19 protein-coding genes are annotated in these 17926 nt (G+C 42.2%); 11 read left to right on the top strand and 8 right to left on the bottom strand.

Features of this window, described 5'->3' with window-relative positions:
• Positions 1–354 precede the first annotated feature (354 nt).
• A complete protein-coding gene (locus ACKPCD_RS01040) occupies positions 355–1551 on the bottom strand; it encodes an ATP-binding protein (RefSeq protein ID WP_086988505.1) in 1197 nt (398 codons plus the stop codon).
• A gap of 407 nt (positions 1552–1958) precedes the next feature.
• On the opposite strand from ACKPCD_RS01040, the gene ACKPCD_RS01035 reads away from it, so the two are divergent.
• Both ACKPCD_RS01035 and ACKPCD_RS01030 read left to right on the top strand, forming a co-directional pair.
• Positions 1959–2270, top strand: a complete 312-nt coding sequence (locus tag ACKPCD_RS01035; protein WP_086988504.1) for a BRCT domain-containing protein — start codon at positions 1959–1961, stop codon at positions 2268–2270.
• A 267-nt stretch (positions 2271–2537) separates the two neighbouring features.
• Positions 2538–2990: a DUF305 domain-containing protein gene (locus ACKPCD_RS01030; RefSeq protein ID WP_068561783.1), complete on the top strand. Its 453-nt coding sequence runs from the start codon at positions 2538–2540 to the stop codon at positions 2988–2990.
• 169 nt (positions 2991–3159) lie between these two features.
• Here ACKPCD_RS01030 and ACKPCD_RS01025 read toward each other — a convergent pair whose 3' ends face one another.
• On the bottom strand, positions 3160–3396 hold the full coding sequence (locus ACKPCD_RS01025) for a hypothetical protein (protein ID WP_068561782.1): 237 nt from the start codon (positions 3394–3396) through the stop codon (positions 3160–3162).
• Between the two features lie 92 nt (positions 3397–3488).
• A complete protein-coding gene (locus ACKPCD_RS01020) occupies positions 3489–4025 on the bottom strand; it encodes a hypothetical protein (RefSeq protein ID WP_321433741.1) in 537 nt (178 codons plus the stop codon).
• A 308-nt stretch (positions 4026–4333) separates the two neighbouring features.
• Between ACKPCD_RS01020 and ACKPCD_RS01015 the strand changes: the two genes are divergently transcribed.
• The 4 genes from ACKPCD_RS01015 to ACKPCD_RS01000 all read left to right on the top strand — a co-directional run bounded on the left by ACKPCD_RS01015 (position 4334) and on the right by ACKPCD_RS01000 (position 10138).
• Positions 4334–4789, top strand: coding sequence for a CopY/TcrY family copper transport repressor (locus ACKPCD_RS01015; RefSeq protein WP_068624654.1), 456 nt, complete (start codon positions 4334–4336; stop codon positions 4787–4789).
• A gap of 15 nt (positions 4790–4804) precedes the next feature.
• Positions 4805–7264: a heavy metal translocating P-type ATPase gene (locus ACKPCD_RS01010; protein ID WP_321433740.1), complete on the top strand. Its 2460-nt coding sequence runs from the start codon at positions 4805–4807 to the stop codon at positions 7262–7264.
• 352 nt (positions 7265–7616) lie between these two features.
• The gene (locus tag ACKPCD_RS01005; protein ID WP_068561777.1) at positions 7617–7820 is read left to right on the top strand and encodes a heavy-metal-associated domain-containing protein; all 204 of its coding nucleotides are present in this window, start codon (positions 7617–7619) and stop codon (positions 7818–7820) included.
• Positions 7821–8041: 221 nt separating this feature from the next.
• Positions 8042–10138 (top strand): heavy metal translocating P-type ATPase, encoded by a 2097-nt coding sequence (locus tag ACKPCD_RS01000; RefSeq protein WP_321434520.1) that lies wholly within the window; start codon positions 8042–8044, stop codon positions 10136–10138.
• A gap of 174 nt (positions 10139–10312) precedes the next feature.
• Here the strand turns inward: ACKPCD_RS01000 and ACKPCD_RS00995 are convergent, their stop codons facing one another.
• Both ACKPCD_RS00995 and ACKPCD_RS00990 read right to left on the bottom strand, forming a co-directional pair.
• Positions 10313–10951, bottom strand: coding sequence for a TIGR01906 family membrane protein (locus ACKPCD_RS00995; RefSeq protein WP_321433739.1), 639 nt, complete (start codon positions 10949–10951; stop codon positions 10313–10315).
• A gap of 13 nt (positions 10952–10964) precedes the next feature.
• The gene (locus ACKPCD_RS00990; protein ID WP_069286380.1) at positions 10965–11174 is read right to left on the bottom strand and encodes an adhesion protein; all 210 of its coding nucleotides are present in this window, start codon (positions 11172–11174) and stop codon (positions 10965–10967) included.
• 260 nt (positions 11175–11434) lie between these two features.
• Between ACKPCD_RS00990 and ACKPCD_RS00985 the strand changes: the two genes are divergently transcribed.
• From ACKPCD_RS00985 to ACKPCD_RS00970, 4 genes are read left to right on the top strand one after another with little or no spacing between them, the layout of a single operon-like run.
• Positions 11435–12751 (top strand): M23 family metallopeptidase, encoded by a 1317-nt coding sequence (locus ACKPCD_RS00985; protein ID WP_086943876.1) that lies wholly within the window; start codon positions 11435–11437, stop codon positions 12749–12751.
• Positions 12752–12794: 43 nt separating this feature from the next.
• On the top strand, positions 12795–13637 hold the full coding sequence (gene lgt / locus ACKPCD_RS00980; protein WP_068561774.1) for a prolipoprotein diacylglyceryl transferase: 843 nt from the start codon (positions 12795–12797) through the stop codon (positions 13635–13637).
• Positions 13638–13672: 35 nt separating this feature from the next.
• The gene (locus tag ACKPCD_RS00975) at positions 13673–13906 is read left to right on the top strand and encodes an SHOCT domain-containing protein (protein WP_068561773.1); all 234 of its coding nucleotides are present in this window, start codon (positions 13673–13675) and stop codon (positions 13904–13906) included.
• 23 nt (positions 13907–13929) lie between these two features.
• Positions 13930–14346: a NusG domain II-containing protein gene (locus ACKPCD_RS00970; RefSeq protein ID WP_370684631.1), complete on the top strand. Its 417-nt coding sequence runs from the start codon at positions 13930–13932 to the stop codon at positions 14344–14346.
• Between the two features lie 71 nt (positions 14347–14417).
• Here ACKPCD_RS00970 and ACKPCD_RS00965 read toward each other — a convergent pair whose 3' ends face one another.
• The gene (locus tag ACKPCD_RS00965) at positions 14418–15815 is read right to left on the bottom strand and encodes a sensor histidine kinase (protein WP_086988497.1); all 1398 of its coding nucleotides are present in this window, start codon (positions 15813–15815) and stop codon (positions 14418–14420) included.
• Positions 15812–16498, bottom strand: a complete 687-nt coding sequence (locus tag ACKPCD_RS00960) for a response regulator transcription factor (RefSeq protein ID WP_068561771.1) — start codon at positions 16496–16498, stop codon at positions 15812–15814. The genes ACKPCD_RS00965 and ACKPCD_RS00960 overlap by 4 nt, the downstream gene beginning before the upstream one ends.
• 333 nt (positions 16499–16831) lie before the next feature.
• On the opposite strand from ACKPCD_RS00960, the gene ACKPCD_RS00955 reads away from it, so the two are divergent.
• Positions 16832–17398, top strand: a complete 567-nt coding sequence (locus tag ACKPCD_RS00955; protein WP_086988495.1) for an adenylate kinase — start codon at positions 16832–16834, stop codon at positions 17396–17398.
• Positions 17399–17559: 161 nt separating this feature from the next.
• Here ACKPCD_RS00955 and ACKPCD_RS00950 read toward each other — a convergent pair whose 3' ends face one another.
• The gene (locus tag ACKPCD_RS00950) at positions 17560–17736 is read right to left on the bottom strand and encodes a hypothetical protein (RefSeq protein WP_177187486.1); all 177 of its coding nucleotides are present in this window, start codon (positions 17734–17736) and stop codon (positions 17560–17562) included.
• Positions 17737–17926: the final 190 nt, after the last annotated feature.

Genomic DNA, 17926 nt, shown 5'->3' with positions numbered 1-17926 from the left:
ACTTACTATGATTCATACTCCAATAAATACAAACAGATGTATTATGATACTCACCAAATTTATGTAAGAGCCAATTTAGTTTAGCGCTGATAGGCTTTTATTAGTCTCTGTTAACGGCCACTGTACTGATTTCTTTACAGTAAACTTACTATATTTGAATGCATAGATGGGAACTCTATGCATTTTTAGCGTATTATTTAAAATTTTATTTAACAGGAGAATTACCCGCAAGGATTTAATTTCGCACTGACTTATATAAAAAGTGACTCTTTCTGTAGATAAATCAGAAAGAGTCGCTTTTCATTTAATGGAAGGAAGAACAGAAGAGTTGCTCACGGCTTTAAATGGATACCGCTACTCTTCCAATAGAAAATCAAATACATTTTTGTGAAGGATGCCATTTTGGGACATATCCAAGCGATCCATCGTAATCAACCATTTCGGATAGTTATCGGTAATTTTTTCAAAAGCTTTGAATTCTCGTTCTTTTGTCTGCTCGTCCATCACCGATAGAGAGACTTGAATATACATTTTCGTCTCCGATCTTTCCGCAATGAAATCAATTTCGGCGGTCCCGTTTTTGCCAACAAAAACCTGGTATCCTCGTCTGATTAACTCTAAGAACACAATGTTTTCAAGATCATGTCCCATATTGGAAGACTTATAGCCGATCAATTGATTGCGTAACCCCATATCGACAATATAATACTTTCCGTTTGTCCGTAAGAGCTCTTTCCCGCGTATATCATAACGACTGCACTGGTAGAGAATATAGGCGTTACACATCAACATCAAGTAATTATCCACTGTGTCATGACTGATTTTTGATCCCTCAGAGCGCAACGTATTGGCTATTTTATTGGTGGACAGACTGTTGCCAATGTTATCAAATACAAATTTTGCGACCTTGTAGAAGCCACCAATTTCTCTTATTTCACCGCGGCTAATAATATCTCTTGAGAAAATAGAATCAAAGAGTCCTTGGTTAATCGTTCGAATCAAATTTTCGTCTTCCACCAGGTTCACTGCGGGGAAGGATCCGCTGCGGAGATATTCTTGATAATGTTGTTCTAGGTTATTTACCGTATCGTACTGTTTAAACTCCAAAAACTCACGGAAAGACAAGGGATAGACCTTTATTTCAATATACCGTCCGGATAAATAAGTAAGGTATTCTCCAGAAAAAAGACTGGAGTTTGACCCAGTCACATAAATATCCGCATTGAACGTCACCTTGAGACTATTGATAACCTTAGCCCATCCCTGAATTTCCTGCGCTTCGTCAATCAGCAGATACACCCGCTTCTGTCCTGGAATCCGTTCCCTTAGATAAGCATGGAGGCGGTGGCCGTCTTTCAAAGGTTCATTTTCCATCCTCTCATAACTGATTTCGATAACTTGATTTTCTTCGACGCCACGCTCCAGCAGCCAGTCTTTATACAGCATTAAAAGGGTTGATTTCCCACAGCGACGGACCCCAGTCAGTACTTTTACAAAATCGCTGTCTTTTGCCTGAATCAATTTATCTAAATAACTCTGACGATTAAACATACTGTTCCTCCTAAAATCCTGTGACATAAGCGAAATATGTCTCATTTCCAAATATTTATTCGAGCATACGCTAATAATTTTATTTTTATGCATATATTTCGATTATACTCTAAAAACTTATTTATTTGTTTGTTTTTTCGATTATACTCGAGGAATTTTTTATTTGTCGTTAAATTTAGTAGATTTGAATGGGAGTCGTTCATTCTTCAATCTGAAAGTGTCTTAAAACCCTTTATTTTCCCACCCACTTTAAAGTAAAAAGGGGTCTAAGGTTAGGTTGAGAGTAATATAAGGCCTTTTTCTGCAAAAAGAATACACGTTCGCTAATCGTTCTTGATAAAAGTCTTTCGAGAAGGGTAAAATAGAGAAAAGAACCCTTCCAGCTGAGGGGAAAGGCAGGTGATACTATGTTGCGGGGCGAAAAAATTGTATTTGCAGGTAAATTGGATACGTTTTCTCGGAAACAAGCGCAGGCATTAGTCACTGCCTTAGGAGGAAAACCGCAAGCAGCTGTCACTAAAGATACAACAATCTTGGTTGTGGGGAAGGCGAACACCAATCTCTTTCAAGAAGATTCGCGAAGTCTGAAGATGCAAAAAGTGGAAGCTTTGCAACAAGAAGGCCACGCTGTTTGTGTTTTGTCCGAGCAGGCATTCTTGGAGAAAGCCCTGTTACACCTAAATCAAGTGGTGGGGATTATGAGTGGATCTAGAAGGTAGGATGAACCCACCTCTTCTGTTTCAGAAGGTCTAAAAAGAGAGAGCACTGAATGAAAATCAACTTAAAAGTAAATGCATTTCAAAATTCTCGAATATAGGGATTAGTCAAAGTTTCTAATTTTTACACGCCTACTAGCCCTAGAGGCGTTTGATGGATTGACGGGCGACCTCCTCAAAATTGAAATAGGATTTTTGACCCGTCATCCGCGTGTGGCTATAATGGAGATAGGAGATGTAAAGAGTAATTACAACTAGGAGGAGATTGTTATGAAGAAGTATGTACGCTTTGGAATTATGATTTTGGTCTCTACGGTAATTATGTATTTTTTGATGTTCTTGAATGTATTTCAGCTAAATCATATTTATTTCAGCGAGATGCGGCTCTTAATGACGTTGATTATGGGATCCGTGATGGCGGTTGTGATGCTATCGTTTATGTGGAAGATGTATGATAATAAGAAATGGAATATTATCATACTGGGAGCGAGTTTTTTAATCTTCGGTGTTTCTTTATGGTTGGTGCGCAGTCAGGCGACGATAGATGATGTGGATTACATGCAAGCTATGATTCCACACCATTCCATTGCCATCTTGGCTAGTGAACGAGCAACGATAGAAGACGAGCGTGTTCGAAAATTAGCAGATGAGATCATAGCTGCACAGGAGCGAGAGATCGCGGAGATGAAAATTTTAATTGAGGAAATTCAGCAAAGAGAGTAACAGATATTTTGATAGAGACGAATTAATTGCGGGTAGAGGGTACGACTCTAAAAAAAGCCTCCTTACAGACGAAAAACCTCGGAACATTAAAGAAGGAACACAGCTAATAAAATATAGCTTTGTTCCTTCTTTTAGTATAGAGAGTCTCTTCTAAATAAGAGGTCAACTTCTACAGCTGACTCAAGTGGTAGTTTAGTAATTCTGATTGCAGTATTCTCAGTGCTTCTTTCAAGCCATCGAGTCTACCTGTCTCAATGTCTATGATTGCATAATAATCAGATAGGTATTCTTCTGATACACCGGCATTCAACTGCATATGTATATATGCTTCTACTATCTTAATAGAAGATGTTGTAGAAGTTACTCTGGATTCTAGTCTTTCAACTACTCTCGCATAATATTCCAAGAATTCTTCCCCCTTAAGTTCAAGTATACGCTTTCTGAATCAGGAAAGGAATAGTTTGAAAACCAGAAAAAGCGCTGAACAGCAGTATCCGATTACTCTATCCACTCCGTGCTCTGATTGAAGTCTTCAACCCAGGTAATTTCCGTATCTAACGTGTTTTTTTCTTCAATAGGGGAAGAGGTTGGATTAGGATTCTTTCCGGTTCTTTGCATTCGAATATTTGTAAAGACGTGAATCTGGAACCATTTTTCCTCTTGTAAAAGCTGTATATTGCGAATAGATTCCAGTGAAATCCATTGATTGTTAATGAAGATTTTATTTCCCGTAAGAGAGCCTCTGAAATACCCTACTATCGATTCAGTTTGGCGCCCGAGGTAATCTTTTTGATTCAATTGAATGGATACGGGTCTGTTTTTCTGCAGAGCCTCCGCTAATACTTCGTCAATATCACTTGCATTCATTTGAGCGAGGATAGGGATATCCTTCAGAGCCTCTTCTTTTCCAGCAGAAATGGACCTTGTCAGTTCTTCCATTGAGAATGCCGTTGCCCACTTAACCATGCCTCTATCCTGGTAGTCGTTGTACTCTTCAAATACTTTCTCTGTTCGCTTTCTGGGTTCCTTTATCATACTTTCACCTTCCACCATTCTGTTCGTGTTACGAATAAGGACTTCCTGCAAGTTCTATACCCTACTATACGAACGTACGTTTGTTCGTGTAAAGCGAACACGCTAAATATTTACAAATGAAGGTTAGAATCTCGTATTTCAGTGCATTGTTAGATTAGCATACTTCCTTGATACCGCGTCGCTATCGACTCGGTATATCTTTTTGTAAATTCAGAAAAGAGTAGTTGACAAATAATGTTTACAAGTGTAAATTATAAGCATAGAAACGTTTACGTTTGTAAACGAATAACAGGGAAGAAGGGGTAAAAATGAAAACAGGAACGTTAACTCCCCATATAACTGATGCCGAATGGGAAGTCATGCGTGTTGTTTGGGCAAACCATCATGTCACGAGTAAGGAAGTTATTTCGATCCTGGAAGATAAGATGAACTGGAAGGCAACCACCATCAAAACTCTGTTGGGTCGTTTGGTTGAAAAGGGCGCGTTATCGACTGAGCAAGAGGGGAAAAAGTTTATCTACACGGCACGTGTTGCTGAGGAAGTTACTGTCCGAAACTACACAGGCAATATTTTCAGCCGTATTTGCAACAAAGATATAGGACATGTGATTGGGGAAATAATCAAGGACAACGTATTGAGCTTTAATGATATCCGCTACTTGGAAGAGATTTTGGAAAAGAAAAGAACTTCCGCTGTGGAAGAGGTTAGCTGCCGATGTCTACCTAGGCAATGTCAGTGCAACCTACACCAACATGGAAAATAGGGAGGAAAAGCAAAAATGGAGAATAAAGTATTCAGTATAGACGGCATGACCTGTGCGTCCTGTGCACAAACTGTAGAGAAAGCTGCTCAGAAATTACCAGGAGTAAAGACTGCGAACGTTAATCTCGCAACCGAAAAAATGAATATCCAGTTTGACAGTTCAGCATTGACGGAAGCAGACATTCAAAAAGCAGTGGCAGATGCAGGATACACAGCCATTTCAAATACGGTTAAGAAAACATTCAATATTGAGGGGATGACATGTGCTTCATGCGCCCAGACGATTGAAAAGGCAACTCAGAAACTACGAGGAGTAAATCTTTCCTCCGTAAATCTGGCCACGGAGAAACTGGTAGTGGAGTATGATCCGGGTATGGTGAACCTTACCGATATCATAAAGGCGGTTATGGATTCAGGTTATGAGGCACATGAAGAAGTAGCAACTGCTGATACGGTAGACCAGGATAAAGAAAAAAAACAGAAAGAAATCAAGAGTCTCTGGAACAGGTTTCTAATATCCGCGCTATTTACAGCTCCGTTACTCTATATCGCAATGGGGCATTTGGTAAATGCGCCCCTTCCTGATTTCATTAACCCGATGATGAACCCGGAAGCCTTTGCTATCGTTCAACTCGTTCTGACACTCCCTGTGGTTGTGGTCAACAGTAAAATATATCGCAATGGGTTCAAGGCATTGTCTAAAGGGCACCCTAATATGGATTCACTGATTTCTCTAGGAACTAGTGCAGCTTTCCTTTACGGGGTATTTGCAACAGTGATGATTTTCCGTGGAGAAGTAGCCTATGCCAATGAACTGTACTATGAAACGGCAGCTGTTATTTTAGCTTTAATTGTCCTAGGGAAATATCTCGAGATCTTAACAAAAGGAAAAACTTCTGAAGCCATTAAAAAACTTATGGGATTGGCACCTAAAACCGCACTGGTGGTACGAAACGGAAAAGAGTCAGAGATTTCCATTGATGAAGTGGTGGTTGGCGACATTATCGTTGTGAGGCCAGGTGGGAAAATGCCGGTAGATGGCGTGGTTATCGAAGGATTGACGTCGGTAGATGAATCCATGCTCACAGGTGAAAGTATCCCCGTGGAAAAATCTGTGGGAGATGCTATTATTGGTGCGAGTATCAACAAAAATGGGACGATTCGGTACAAGGCGACAAAAGTGGGAAAAGACACTGCGCTGTCCCAAATTATCAAGCTAGTGGAAGATGCCCAAGGATCCAAAGCCCCTATTGCTAAGATGGCTGATATCATTTCCGGGTATTTTGTTCCGATTGTCATTGCGATTGCAATTCTTTCCGCGATAGCGTGGTACTTTGCTGGTCAAACAGGTGTATTCGCCTTGACTATAGCCATTTCGGTACTGGTGATTGCGTGCCCATGCGCGCTTGGTCTGGCTACTCCCACAGCGATTATGATCGGGACAGGAAAAGGTGCAGAGCATGGCGTGCTATTCAAGAGCGGGACAGCGTTGGAGACGACCCATAAGCTGAACACCATTGTGTTCGACAAAACGGGTACGATAACAGAAGGGAAGCCAAAAGTAACGGATATTATCACCGCTGAAGGGATTTCCGAAACGGAATTACTGACTCTTTCTGCTTCCGCCGAAAAAGGCTCGGAGCACCCACTTGGTGAGGCAATCGTGAATAGCGCAGAAGAGAAGGGCCTAGCATTCTTGAAAACAGAAACGTTTAATGCTATTCCAGGACATGGGATTGAAGTGACAATCAATGGCCAACACCTCTTGCTCGGAAACAAGAAGCTGATGGACGAAAGGCATATTGGTCTGGGAAATTTGGCATCTGCCTCCGATGCATTAGCAAGCCAAGGTAAGACGCCTATGTACATTGCAAAGGATGGTAAAATCGCTGGAATCATTGCGGTAGCGGATACTGTAAAAGAGAGCAGCTTACGTGCCATCAAGAAGCTGCATAAGATGGGAATCGAAGTAGCCATGATCACCGGAGACAACAAACGGACCGCTGAGGCCATCGCCAAGCAAGTGGGCATCGATCGGGTGTTGAGCGAAGTCTTACCAGAAGATAAAGCTAATGAAGTGAAGAAGTTGCAGGATGAAGGCAAAAAGGTAGGGATGGTTGGCGACGGAATCAATGACGCTCCAGCTCTTGCCCAGGCAGATGTAGGGATTGCAATCGGTTCGGGTACGGATGTAGCCATAGAATCAGCAGATGTCGTCTTAATGCGGAGTGATCTCATGGACGTACCTACTGCTGTTGAATTGAGTAAATCCACCATCCGAAACATTAAAGAAAACTTGTTTTGGGCATTCGCGTACAACATATTTGGTATCCCCTTTGCGATGGGTGTTGTTTATGCATTTGGAGGTCCTCTGCTCAGCCCGGTTATTGCAGCAGCAGCAATGAGTTTCAGTTCCATTTCTGTTTTGTTGAATGCATTACGTTTAAAAGGATTTCAACCTTCTGTTATGAAATAAAAACTGGGGATGGTAGAATGAGGATGGAGTTAACTATAAGTTTATCTTGTTTCAAATGCTTAAACATAATAGCGGAAAAGACAAAAAAATTCCCTGCAGTGGAGAGCGTGTCTATTGATGAAAGCAAGAAAATTGCACTCGTTCAAGGTAATAAAACGAAGCAAGATGAGTTTCTGGGAGCATTATCCGATATTCCCTATCTTTTAAGGGAGATCAATGAAGCGGAGAATTGCGACTGTTGCACACAACCCCATTTTAGTTTTCATTAATAGTTGACTGACGGTTGAAACATTTCTTTCAAAAAAGGATAAAGAGAAATTTAATAATAAAAAAAAGAAATGAGGAAAAATTTATGAAACAAGAAGTATTCGTAGAAGGCATGAAATGTGAAGGTTGCGCCAAGGGAGTAAAAGAAAAATTCGAATCCATAAAGGGAGTAGAATCAGTGTCTGTTGATTTGAAAGGCAAAAAAGCTACTATAAATACACGATCTGTTATTGATAAAGCAACATTTGTCGCAGTTTTAGAGGACACAAAGTATTCAGTAGTGGAGTAAGGTAGTTTAAAAATTTTGTAAGTTAGGTAATTTTTTGTATTCAGATTCTATTCGGGGAGCCTCAGTTTTTATCCTTCATGAAGAAACAGGGAGAACAGCTGAGGCTCATTCTTTAATCGAGGTAAGAGGAGGATAAGTTTATGAACAACAAGCAACAGAACGGTTCGAATAAACCAACGGACCACAGCAAGATGGATCACAGCAAGATGGACCATAGTCAGATGGATCACAGCAAGATGGATCACAGCAAGATGGATCACAGCAAGATGGATCACAGCAAGATGGATCACAGCAAGATGGATCACAGCAAGATGGATCATAGTCAGATGGATCACAGCAAGATGGATCACAGTGAAATGGATCATGGCGCAATGGGAGGGCATGCCCACCACCATCACGGTAGCTTTAAGGAGATTTTCTTGAAGTCACTCCCATTAGGAATTGCAATCTTACTCATTACTCCTTTGATGGATATTCAGTTGCCTTTCCAAATTATCTTTCCTTATGCAGACGTTGTAGCAGCTGTATTGGCAACAATTCTATACATTTATGGCGGAAAACCATTCTACATGGGTGCGAAAGATGAGTTTAATTCAAAAGCTCCAGGCATGATGTCCTTGATTACTTTGGGAATAACGGTTTCTTATGCCTATAGTGTTTACGCAGTGGCCGCTCGATATGTGACCGGAGAACATGTTATGGACTTCTTCTTTGAGTTTGCAACGTTACTTTTAATCATGTTATTAGGACACTGGATTGAAATGAAGGCATTGGGTGAAGCAGGGGATGCGCAAAAAGCTCTAGCAGAATTATTGCCAAAAGCCGCTCATGTTGTTTTAGAAGATGATTCGATTGAAACTCGTCCTGTGTCTGAACTTCAGGTTGGAGATGTTATCCGTGTTCAAGCAGGAGAAAATGTTCCAGCTGATGGTATCATTATTCGCGGAGAATCCCGTGTAAACGAGGCCCTCTTAACAGGTGAATCTAAGCCAATCGAAAAGAATGTTAAAGATCAAGTCATTGGTGGATCAACAAATGGTAGTGGTGTCCTATATGTAGAAGTAACAGAAACAGGGGATAAGTCCTTTATCTCACAAGTACAAACATTAATTAGCCAAGCACAAAGCCAACCATCTCGAGCAGAGAATGTGGCTCACAAAGTAGCTAGCTGGTTGTTCTACATTGCCGTTGTAGTATCTTTAATCGCTCTAATAGTCTGGATGATCATTGCGGACCTACCCACAGCCGTTATCTTTACTGTGACTACGTTAGTTATTGCCTGCCCACACGCTTTGGGTCTTGCTATTCCCTTGGTAGTATCACGTAGTACTAGTTTGGGTGCAAGCCGAGGATTACTGGTTAAAAATAGAGAAGCTTTGGAATTAACTACTAAAGCGGATGTTATGGTATTGGATAAAACAGGTACTTTAACAACTGGTGAATTTAAAGTGTTGGACGTCACTGTTTTGAGTGATAAATATTCTGAAGAAGAAATTACAGGCTTGTTGGCGGGTATAGAGGCGGGCTCCAGTCACCCGATTGCCCAATCGATTGTGAACCACGCTGAAGCGAAAGGCATTAAGTCAGTTTCCTTTGACTCCATTGAAATCGTTTCGGGAGCAGGAATAGAAGGGGAGGCGAACGGCCACCACTATCAATTAATCAGCCAAAAGGCATACGGAAAAGCATTGCGTATGGATATTCCGAAAGGCGCTACTTTAAGTATCCTTGTAGAAAATAATGAAGCAATCGGCGCTGTCGCATTGGGAGATGAACTGAAAGAAACCAGCAGAAACTTGATCGAGGTGCTGAAAAAATACGGAATTGAACCACTCATGGCTACTGGTGATAACGAGGAAGCTGCACAAGGAGTTGCAGAAGTTCTAGGTATTCAATACCAAGCCAATCAATCTCCGGAAGATAAGTACAAGCTGGTCGAGTCCATGAAAAACCAAAACAAGACGGTTATCATGGTGGGAGACGGGGTCAATGACGCACCTTCCCTTGCCTTGGCAGACGTAGGTATTGCAATCGGAGCTGGAACGCAAGTAGCTTTGGATTCTGCGGATATTATCCTTACTCAGTCTGATCCAGGGGATATTGAATCCTTTATCGAGTTAGCAAACAAGACGACACGTAAAATGAAACAAAACTTGGTATGGGGAGCAGGCTACAATTTTATCGCGATTCCAATTGCTGCTGGCCTCCTTGCTCCTATCGGCATTACCTTGGGTCCGGCCTTCGGCGCCGTCCTCATGTCCTTATCGACCGTTATTGTTGCGATCAATGCCATGCTTTTGAAATTAGACCCTAAATAAAACGAAGCAGGAACGAAAAAAGCACTGGCTGGTTTGACCCCCTTCCAGAATCGGGTCAGACCAGCCAGTATGCTGTATAAGGAAAATCATAGATCGATAAATTTTCGATAAAAACAGGGCTCCCATGCTTTCGATGGAGAGCCCTGCTTTTCTTATGAACCATAACCTTTTTAATCAACGGCTTGGGGCAGAGATTCGATATTTAGTAGTGAAGTACCCAATTACAAGCAGGACTTCGATTAATCCGAAGGCCAGGAGGAAGCTATGCATAAAGAACTCCGCCGGCAGCGCTAAGATGATGGGATCAGTTGCGGGATTAAATAGCCAAGCATCATTGTTAAAGAATACCTGATGGAATAGCACAAACAGCACATCAAAGTTGATCAATAGAGCCAAAACAACACCCAGCGGAAGCAAGATTCCCCACTGGAAGTATCGAAGAAGTCGCCAGTATTGCCCTTCTCTGTTTAGATACTGCATAAACCAGAAGGAGCCTATCCCTGAAGTAATCAGAATCAGGTAGTCCAGCATAAACAACTTCTTCACTTCAGTGAAGTGGAATAACCCGCTAACTGAGCTAGGGAAATCCGGCATATCCAGTTTCGCTATCCATGGGGTATTCAGGTAATCTAGCAGAATACGATAGTTCATTAAGATTTGCTCTTTCGGCATGCCTACATATTCCGATATATTCAAGTAACCAATATCAAACGAGTAGAGGAAGGTAAAGTTGATGGTTGCTGCCACCGAAAGGGATAAGATGAAAAAGGTAATGAAAATAAACCCTGAAATTTGAATGATTTTCTGCTTCAATGTGGAATTGCCCTCACAATTCATTTTGATTTATTTTTGATTTTACTACGTTCAATTCCTCTTTTAACCGTTTGTTTTCAATTTCCAACTTTTTCTTGTCTTCCGATTCGGGATCCGCGTGACCATGTCCTTTATGGTTATGACCGCCATGCATACCAGGCATGAGAAACATCATGAGCATGTGTCCAACCACCATCAGTACCACAAATATAATCGATTCCATGTTCAACTCTCCTTTTATTTTTTCGTCAATGCTACAACTAACACGTTAGTAAAGAAATGGACGATAGATTAAAAAATTACGAAGAACCCAATTCCATTAGTGAAGCAAATAAGATTCAGAATAACTTTCTAAGACAAGAATAGAGTAAAACTATGTAGGTTTTATGGAGATTAACAACTCCATAAAACCTACATAATTCCTTGGTACAGTAAAATAAGCAAAAGAAAGGGGCAAATTTTGCCGGCATTTAAGGAGGATACATGAATAGAAAGCAGATGTTCAGGATTTTAGGAATTCCCACGCTTTTAAGTTTACTGGTGGTACCTTTGGATGTGAAAGCTGATACGCTGGAAGAGCTCAATCAACAAAAAACGGAATTGGAAAGCAGAATCCAAGAATTGGATGAGAATTCTTCAGGGCAACAAGAGCTATTGGACACATTGGAGGCAAAGAAAGAGCAACTTGGGGTTGGAACAATCACCCTGCAAAAGGAAATCGACAAGCTCACCCTACAATTAGTTGAACAGCAGGGAAAATTGCAGATTTCTGAGGAAAAAATAAAGGAATTGGGTAAAGAAGCAGAAACGCTGGAAGAACGGATTGAACTAAGAGGGGAAAAACTTAAAGTGCAAGCCAGAGCCGTCCAAACAGATACAAATCCACGTACTCTCCTGGAAGCAGTTATCAACTCGGAGAACCTTGCGGAAATGATAGGGAACATAGGCTTAGTAACTTACATTATGAACATCAACAAGGAAATACTCGTCCAGCAGAAAAATGACAAAATGGATCTGGTGGAGAAAAAGCAGGCAGCTGAGGACGAGCAGGAAAACCTCGAAATACTGAGTGCGGAAATCCAAGTAGCCAAAACCAATTTGGTGACACAGAAAGCAGGGCTGGAGAATCAAATCGAGCAGCTAGCCCAAGAGTATGATCTTACGGTGGAACAAAAAGAAGCGATTGATCAGGAGCAACAGAATCTTGCCGGAACGGTGAGCACCCTCTCCGATCAACTGAAGGAGGAGCAACGCCGGATCGCTGATGAAGAAGTAGTACGACAACAGGCTGCACAAGAGGTCGCGGTTGCAATGGCGGGTGAGATTGTTCCTGAAAGCTTCTTCGAAGAAAGCAAGGTAGTGGAGTATGCCTCTGCGGGGGAAACCCTGCCTGAAGCGAAGAGCGTTACCGCGTCTGGTTTCATTCGTCCGAGTAATGGGATTGTAACAGATCCTTTTGGATACAGAATCCATCCTCTTACAGGGGAGTGGAAATTGCATGCGGGCATGGATTTTGCCGGATCGGGACCGATTGTCGCAGCCCAGGGGGGAACCGTTCTAGTAGCCGGGTACCATAATTCATGGGGCTACTACGTGAAAATCGACCATGGAAACGGACTCCAAACTTTATACGCTCACATGGAAGCGGGCAGCCTTCGGGTTGCTCCCGGACAAAAAGTATCCCAAGGACAACAATTAGGGATAATGGGAACAACGGGGGATTCAACAGGTGTCCACCTGCATTTCGAGGTTTATGAGAATGGGGTTCAGGTTGACCCAGAACCTTACTTGGGATTGTAAAAGCACTATAAAATAAACGTTTTTTTCTTATAAGGAGGAAAGTATGGAAACAATAGTAGGAACAATTGATCGCGTAGCTTTCTCATTTGGCCCATTCACCGTCTACTGGTATGGGATTATCATTGGGGCTGCTATGCTATTGGCAATCTCCTTGGCGTCCAAGGAGGGCACGAAAAGAGGCTTAGGAGAAGATACCGTTACAGATATGACAATGTGGGCGATTCCCATTGGGCTGATTGGAGCCAGAATCTACTACATTCTCTTCGAATGGCAGTACTATCTGCAAAATCCGGGCGAAATCGTCCAAATCTGGAATGGTGGAATTGCCATTTATGGGGGGTTGATTGCAGGGGGATTCACTGTCTATTGGTACACCAAGAAAAAGAGGATTCCCGTTGCCTTGATGTTGGATGTGCTGGCTCCCTATGTCCTTTTGGCCCAATCCATCGGTCGATGGGGCAACTTCACTAACCAGGAAGCACATGGTGGAGAAGTGACTCGAACCTTTCTGGAGAACTTGTACCTTCCGAAGTTTATCATTGATCAGATGCAAATTAACGGTGTGTACTACCAGCCCACCTTCCTCTACGAGTCATTATGGAGTCTCCTCGGATTTGGCGTAATCATTGCCTTGCGAAACCGCAAGGGGTTGTTGCGGCAAGGCGAAGTGGCCCTCAGCTATACTATCTGGTATTCAGCGGGCAGATTCTTCATAGAGGGCCTGCGCACGGATAGTTTGTGGATTGGTGATTTCTTGCGGGTGTCACAGGGATTGTCCTTGCTCTTGTTTGTGGGTGCGATTGGTATTTGGATTTACCGGAGAAGGGATTATCCGCCCAAAACCTACTATCTAGAAGGATGGAACCTCAAAGGAGAAAGAGATTGAAGTAAAGACGGATAACAGGAAAGAGTGTGAGTGGCATGTCGAGTTATTGGAATCTGCTGAATCATGACGGATTGGGATCCTTAAGATTGATGGGGTTGCTTTGGATTGTAGTGCTGTTTATGGTGGCGTACCTCCTTATCAAGATTCTTTCCGATCGAACAGATAGTCGAATTGCGAATGAGACCTCTTTGGAACAGATTCAAAAAGAATTTGCCAGAGATAATATTACGGAAGCAGAGTACTTGAAGAGAAAAAAACAGTTAGAGTAAACGAGAGAAAAAGGGGGAGAATCATGATTAAAAAGTATCGCAGAATGGTGAAACCTTTTGATATCATTATTGTCTCTTTTCTGTTTGTTCTATCTTTTTTACCGACAATGATCTTCGCCGTTGAAACTGCGCACATAGAAAAGAGCAAGCTGTATGCAGTTATCTCGTTCAACGGCGAGGAAGTGGACCGCTTCCTCCTGACCGGAAATGAGAAACAGCGGCTTATCACCTACTATCCTGCTCCCGGGAAGTATAATATTATCGAAATTGATGGGGAGCGGATTCGTGACAAATCGGATAACAGCCCCCAGCAAATCGCCGTGAGGACAGGGTGGATCCAATCACTTGGACAAACCAGTCTAAACTTACCCCACCGCATGCTAATTGAGATTGTATCCGATAATCCGACAGAGGCGGAGATTGATGTCCTTGCACGATAAGAGAATAGACCACTGAAAAAAGTACTCCAACCCTATTTAATTAGTTGGAGTACTTTTTTATAAACCCTATTTTATTTTGCCTTGGGAAGATTGATTGTAAATGTTGTGCCTTTCCCATAAATACTATCTACGGAAATAGTCCCTTGATGCGCATTCACAATGCCCTTTACAATGGAAAGGCCTATTCCTTGCCCCCCTAGTTTACTGTTTCGGGAGGGCTCCGCCATATAGAACCGTTCAAATATTTGGCCCACCTCGTCCGGAGGGATTCCTTGTCCGTTGTCGATTATTCGAAAGGAAGCGGTGCCTTTACTTTGCGAAACGTAAAGGTCGATTCTTCCTCCTGAAGGGGTAAACTTAATGGCATTTGCCAACAAATTAGTTAAGACCTGATGAATTTTATCCCGGTCCGCGGAAATAAAAACGCGATTACCGCTAACGGAACAGTTGAGTTTATTTTCAACCAGCATGGGTTGGAAATTATCCACGATTTGTTGGGCTAGTTCCGTAAGATCAAAGGTGGTTTTCTGTAGTTGAGACTCCTGACTTTCGAGTTCGTTGATCCGATCGATTTCTCCAATCAGACGCGTAATTCGGCTTATCTCTTCGTAACAACGATAGAGCCGCTCTTCAGATATTTCCCAGACACCATCTATCATGGCTTCAATATTCCCTTTCAAGGTCGTCAAAGGCGTTCTGATTTCATGGGCAATATCGGAGGACAAACGGTTTCGGATCTTCTGTTGGTGTTGAAGCTGCAAGGAAAGATCATTCACTGATACCAGCAGGTCATCAATCTCCCGGATTCCTGTTTCTTCCAGAGAAAGACTGCTGTAACGCCCTTTGGCAATTTTCTGGGTAAAATCATTGATTGTGACGATGGGGGAGCTAAGCTTTTTGGACACCACTAGCGCAAAGAAGAGGGGAATGAGGAGCGATATGAAGGCCACAAAAACCAATTTACTTTCCATATCGGAAATAAAGAGGGCGTCATGTTCTGTGTAAGCATAGGGACCCACGGATTGAATCTCCATTATGCCAATTTCTTCGGTACCATCATAAAGGGGACTACGGCTTTGCACGTAGTCACTCTCCATACCTCCCACCATTTGCTGCATATGCAGGAGATGATCCTGAACCTTGTTCTTCGCATCTTCTTCCTCAGAAGCGGATGGGCTCCATAACAGTTGCCCGTCCTCGTCGAAAATCCTCACAATCACTGACTGTTGGAGAGCATTTCGCCCAATACGCTGAATTGCTTGCGAATTTTCTTCCCAGGTACCGTTTTGTTGATAGAGATTCTCTAAATCAGTGCTGTATTCTTCCAACTCTGACTCCTGTCTCTCCCTGACATAGTCAGCAAAGTGGCTCTCTAGTAAGTTCAGTGTTATCCAGCTGAAGGCTCCTACCAGAATAAAAGAAAGCGAAACGAAGGAAAGGAGAAGTTGCCACTTTATTGTTCGCTTCATTTTTGACCACCAAATCGGTATCCCTCTCCATAGATTGTCAGGATATAGTAGGGGGTTCGCGTATCATCATCTTCTATCTTTTGTCGCAGGTTCTTAATATGGACATCAATGACTCGATCTGTTCCGTCAAAATCTAATCCTTTTACGACCTGCAAGAGCTGTTGCCTAGGGAAAATCTGCTGAGGATGTGACGCCAGAAGAGTCAGCAACCTGTACTCAGTTGGCGTTAGTCCCACTTCTACGCCCTTTTTGAATACTTGCTTGTTATCGGGATAGATTTCCAATAAACCACCTTCGAAGGACCATTTCACCTCTTGGGGTTCCGGATGTGAGCGTCGCAGTACAGTCTGTACTCGGGCCACCAGTTCTTTGGGGCTGAAGGGTTTCGTCATATAATGGTCCGCGCCGATTTGCAGTCCGCTCAGGATATCCTGTTCCGTTGTTCTCGCCGTCAGCATAATCACAGGCACGCTGGAGGATTTTCTTATTCTTCGGCAGACCTCAAGACCGGAGATATCCGGCAGCATGAGGTCCAGGACGATGAGATCCGGCCGGATGGTTTCGGCTTTCCGCAAGGCTTCTTCTCCATCCATGGCTCTGAATACTTGGTAGTTTTTAGCAACCAAGTACGCCTCTACAATCTCCAAAATGTTTTCCTCGTCATCTACAATCAAAATTTTCATATGTTTTCCCTCCATCATTCACACGATTGATTCTGTACTACTAAAAATTGTCCCACCGCACCATCTTTCCTGAGCAATGCACGATGGTAGTTTTCCAATATTGCTGAATTGAGTTTACCTTTTCATTGTGTGGGTTTTATGGAGTAGAAGATGTCCTATTGTTTTTAAAGAAGCAGTAGGAAAAGTTCTGTCGGCCTATTAATGCCTTTAGAACTACTGCAAATATTTGTTTTTTTGTTTCTCCATACGCCCTACACAATCATGCGCTATCTTAGTAGTGAATGGTTGTGTACGATTCGATAGAGGCATAATGCAGATAAGGAGTGTTAGAAAATGAATATCATTATAATGGGAATGCCCGGCGCTGGAATGGGAACCCAAGCGAGGGAAATCGCAGTTACCTATCAGATTCCGTATATCTCTACAGGTGAAATCTTCCGATCTTTCGCTGAGATGGGTAGTCCGATCGGTCTAGAAGTCAAAACGTTCATGGATATGGGAAAACTAGTCCCCGATAGATTGGTCAATAAACTCCTCTGGGATCGCATGGGAGAAGATGACATGAAAGAGGGTTTCATTTTGGATGGATATCCGCGAACGCGTCAGCAAGCGGAAGCGTTAGAAGCATATCTGGAAAGCAAAAGACTGTCGCTGGATGTTGTCCTCTATCTGGCTGTTGGGAAAGAGGTCTTACGGAAAAGGTTAGAAAAGAGGGTCAATTTGCCTTGGTCAGAGGATAAATCAGAAGTCATAGAAAGACGGCTACAAGTGAGTGAGCTCGAAATGGAAGCACTGACGGGTTTCTATCAGGAAGCGGGAATCGTTTCTATGGTCAATGGCGAACAAAAGCCCGACATTGTATTCGAAAAGATACAAGAAGTTCTTCAGTTTCATTCTTAATGAGGATTCGTTCTAATCCAGAAGATAATCTTTCTATTAGGCTCTCCAAGATTACGAGCTATTGGACGAATGCCTTGATGAAAAGGTAGAAATCAAGAAAAAAAAGCATGGAGACTTTTTGTCTGCATGCTTTTCCTTAAGGTTTATTTTTTTTACCACTGTTAAACATATTCGATGATGCCGCGTTTAAGAAGCTCTTTCCTCAAAGCCTCATTTTCTACCCGTAATCTTTTTACATCTGCGCTTAAAACAGAATTATGTTTACGAACTGCACTTAGGATTACCATCGTCAAAACAGGAACCAGTAGTACTAAAATGATAAATAGAGTTGTTTGCATAGTCTATGTCCTTCTTTCTGGATTGTTTTTTTTAGATTTCATAGTCATAGCATACTAGGTGATTATGTAGACTGTATGAAGAAGCAAAACTCCATTAAATCTACACATTGCTCCGGTATATTAGGGTTAACAAATCCTCAAAGTATGGATAAGTAGTAAGAATTGGCGTTTAGTAAGTGAGGGTACTATT

The organism is Trichococcus flocculiformis (assembly GCF_963662535.1).
In the GTDB taxonomy this organism is placed as follows: domain Bacteria; phylum Bacillota; class Bacilli; order Lactobacillales; family Aerococcaceae; genus Trichococcus; species Trichococcus flocculiformis.
The sequence above is the reverse complement of the archived record's forward strand: the minus strand, read 5'-3'. Positions and strand labels throughout refer to the sequence as shown.

Coding starts and splice junctions, on each gene's coding strand:
- ACKPCD_RS01040 (WP_086988505.1), bottom strand. CDS start 1,551: ATGTTTAATCGTCAGAGTTATTTAGATAAATTGATTCAGGCAAAAGAC.
- ACKPCD_RS01035 (WP_086988504.1), top strand. CDS start 1,959: ATGTTGCGGGGCGAAAAAATTGTATTTGCAGGTAAATTGGATACGTTT.
- ACKPCD_RS01030 (WP_068561783.1), top strand. CDS start 2,538: ATGAAGAAGTATGTACGCTTTGGAATTATGATTTTGGTCTCTACGGTA.
- ACKPCD_RS01020 (WP_321433741.1), bottom strand. CDS start 4,025: ATGATAAAGGAACCCAGAAAGCGAACAGAGAAAGTATTTGAAGAGTAC.
- ACKPCD_RS01015 (WP_068624654.1), top strand. CDS start 4,334: ATGAAAACAGGAACGTTAACTCCCCATATAACTGATGCCGAATGGGAA.
- ACKPCD_RS01010 (WP_321433740.1), top strand. CDS start 4,805: ATGGAGAATAAAGTATTCAGTATAGACGGCATGACCTGTGCGTCCTGT.
- ACKPCD_RS01005 (WP_068561777.1), top strand. CDS start 7,617: ATGAAACAAGAAGTATTCGTAGAAGGCATGAAATGTGAAGGTTGCGCC.
- ACKPCD_RS01000 (WP_321434520.1), top strand. CDS start 8,042: ATGGATCACAGCAAGATGGATCACAGCAAGATGGATCACAGCAAGATG.
- ACKPCD_RS00990 (WP_069286380.1), bottom strand. CDS start 11,174: ATGGAATCGATTATATTTGTGGTACTGATGGTGGTTGGACACATGCTC.
- ACKPCD_RS00985 (WP_086943876.1), top strand. CDS start 11,435: ATGAATAGAAAGCAGATGTTCAGGATTTTAGGAATTCCCACGCTTTTA.
- lgt (WP_068561774.1), top strand. CDS start 12,795: ATGGAAACAATAGTAGGAACAATTGATCGCGTAGCTTTCTCATTTGGC.
- ACKPCD_RS00975 (WP_068561773.1), top strand. CDS start 13,673: ATGTCGAGTTATTGGAATCTGCTGAATCATGACGGATTGGGATCCTTA.
- ACKPCD_RS00970 (WP_370684631.1), top strand. CDS start 13,930: ATGATTAAAAAGTATCGCAGAATGGTGAAACCTTTTGATATCATTATT.
- ACKPCD_RS00965 (WP_086988497.1), bottom strand. CDS start 15,815: ATGAAGCGAACAATAAAGTGGCAACTTCTCCTTTCCTTCGTTTCGCTT.
- ACKPCD_RS00960 (WP_068561771.1), bottom strand. CDS start 16,498: ATGAAAATTTTGATTGTAGATGACGAGGAAAACATTTTGGAGATTGTA.
- ACKPCD_RS00955 (WP_086988495.1), top strand. CDS start 16,832: ATGAATATCATTATAATGGGAATGCCCGGCGCTGGAATGGGAACCCAA.
- ACKPCD_RS00950 (WP_177187486.1), bottom strand. CDS start 17,736: ATGCAAACAACTCTATTTATCATTTTAGTACTACTGGTTCCTGTTTTG.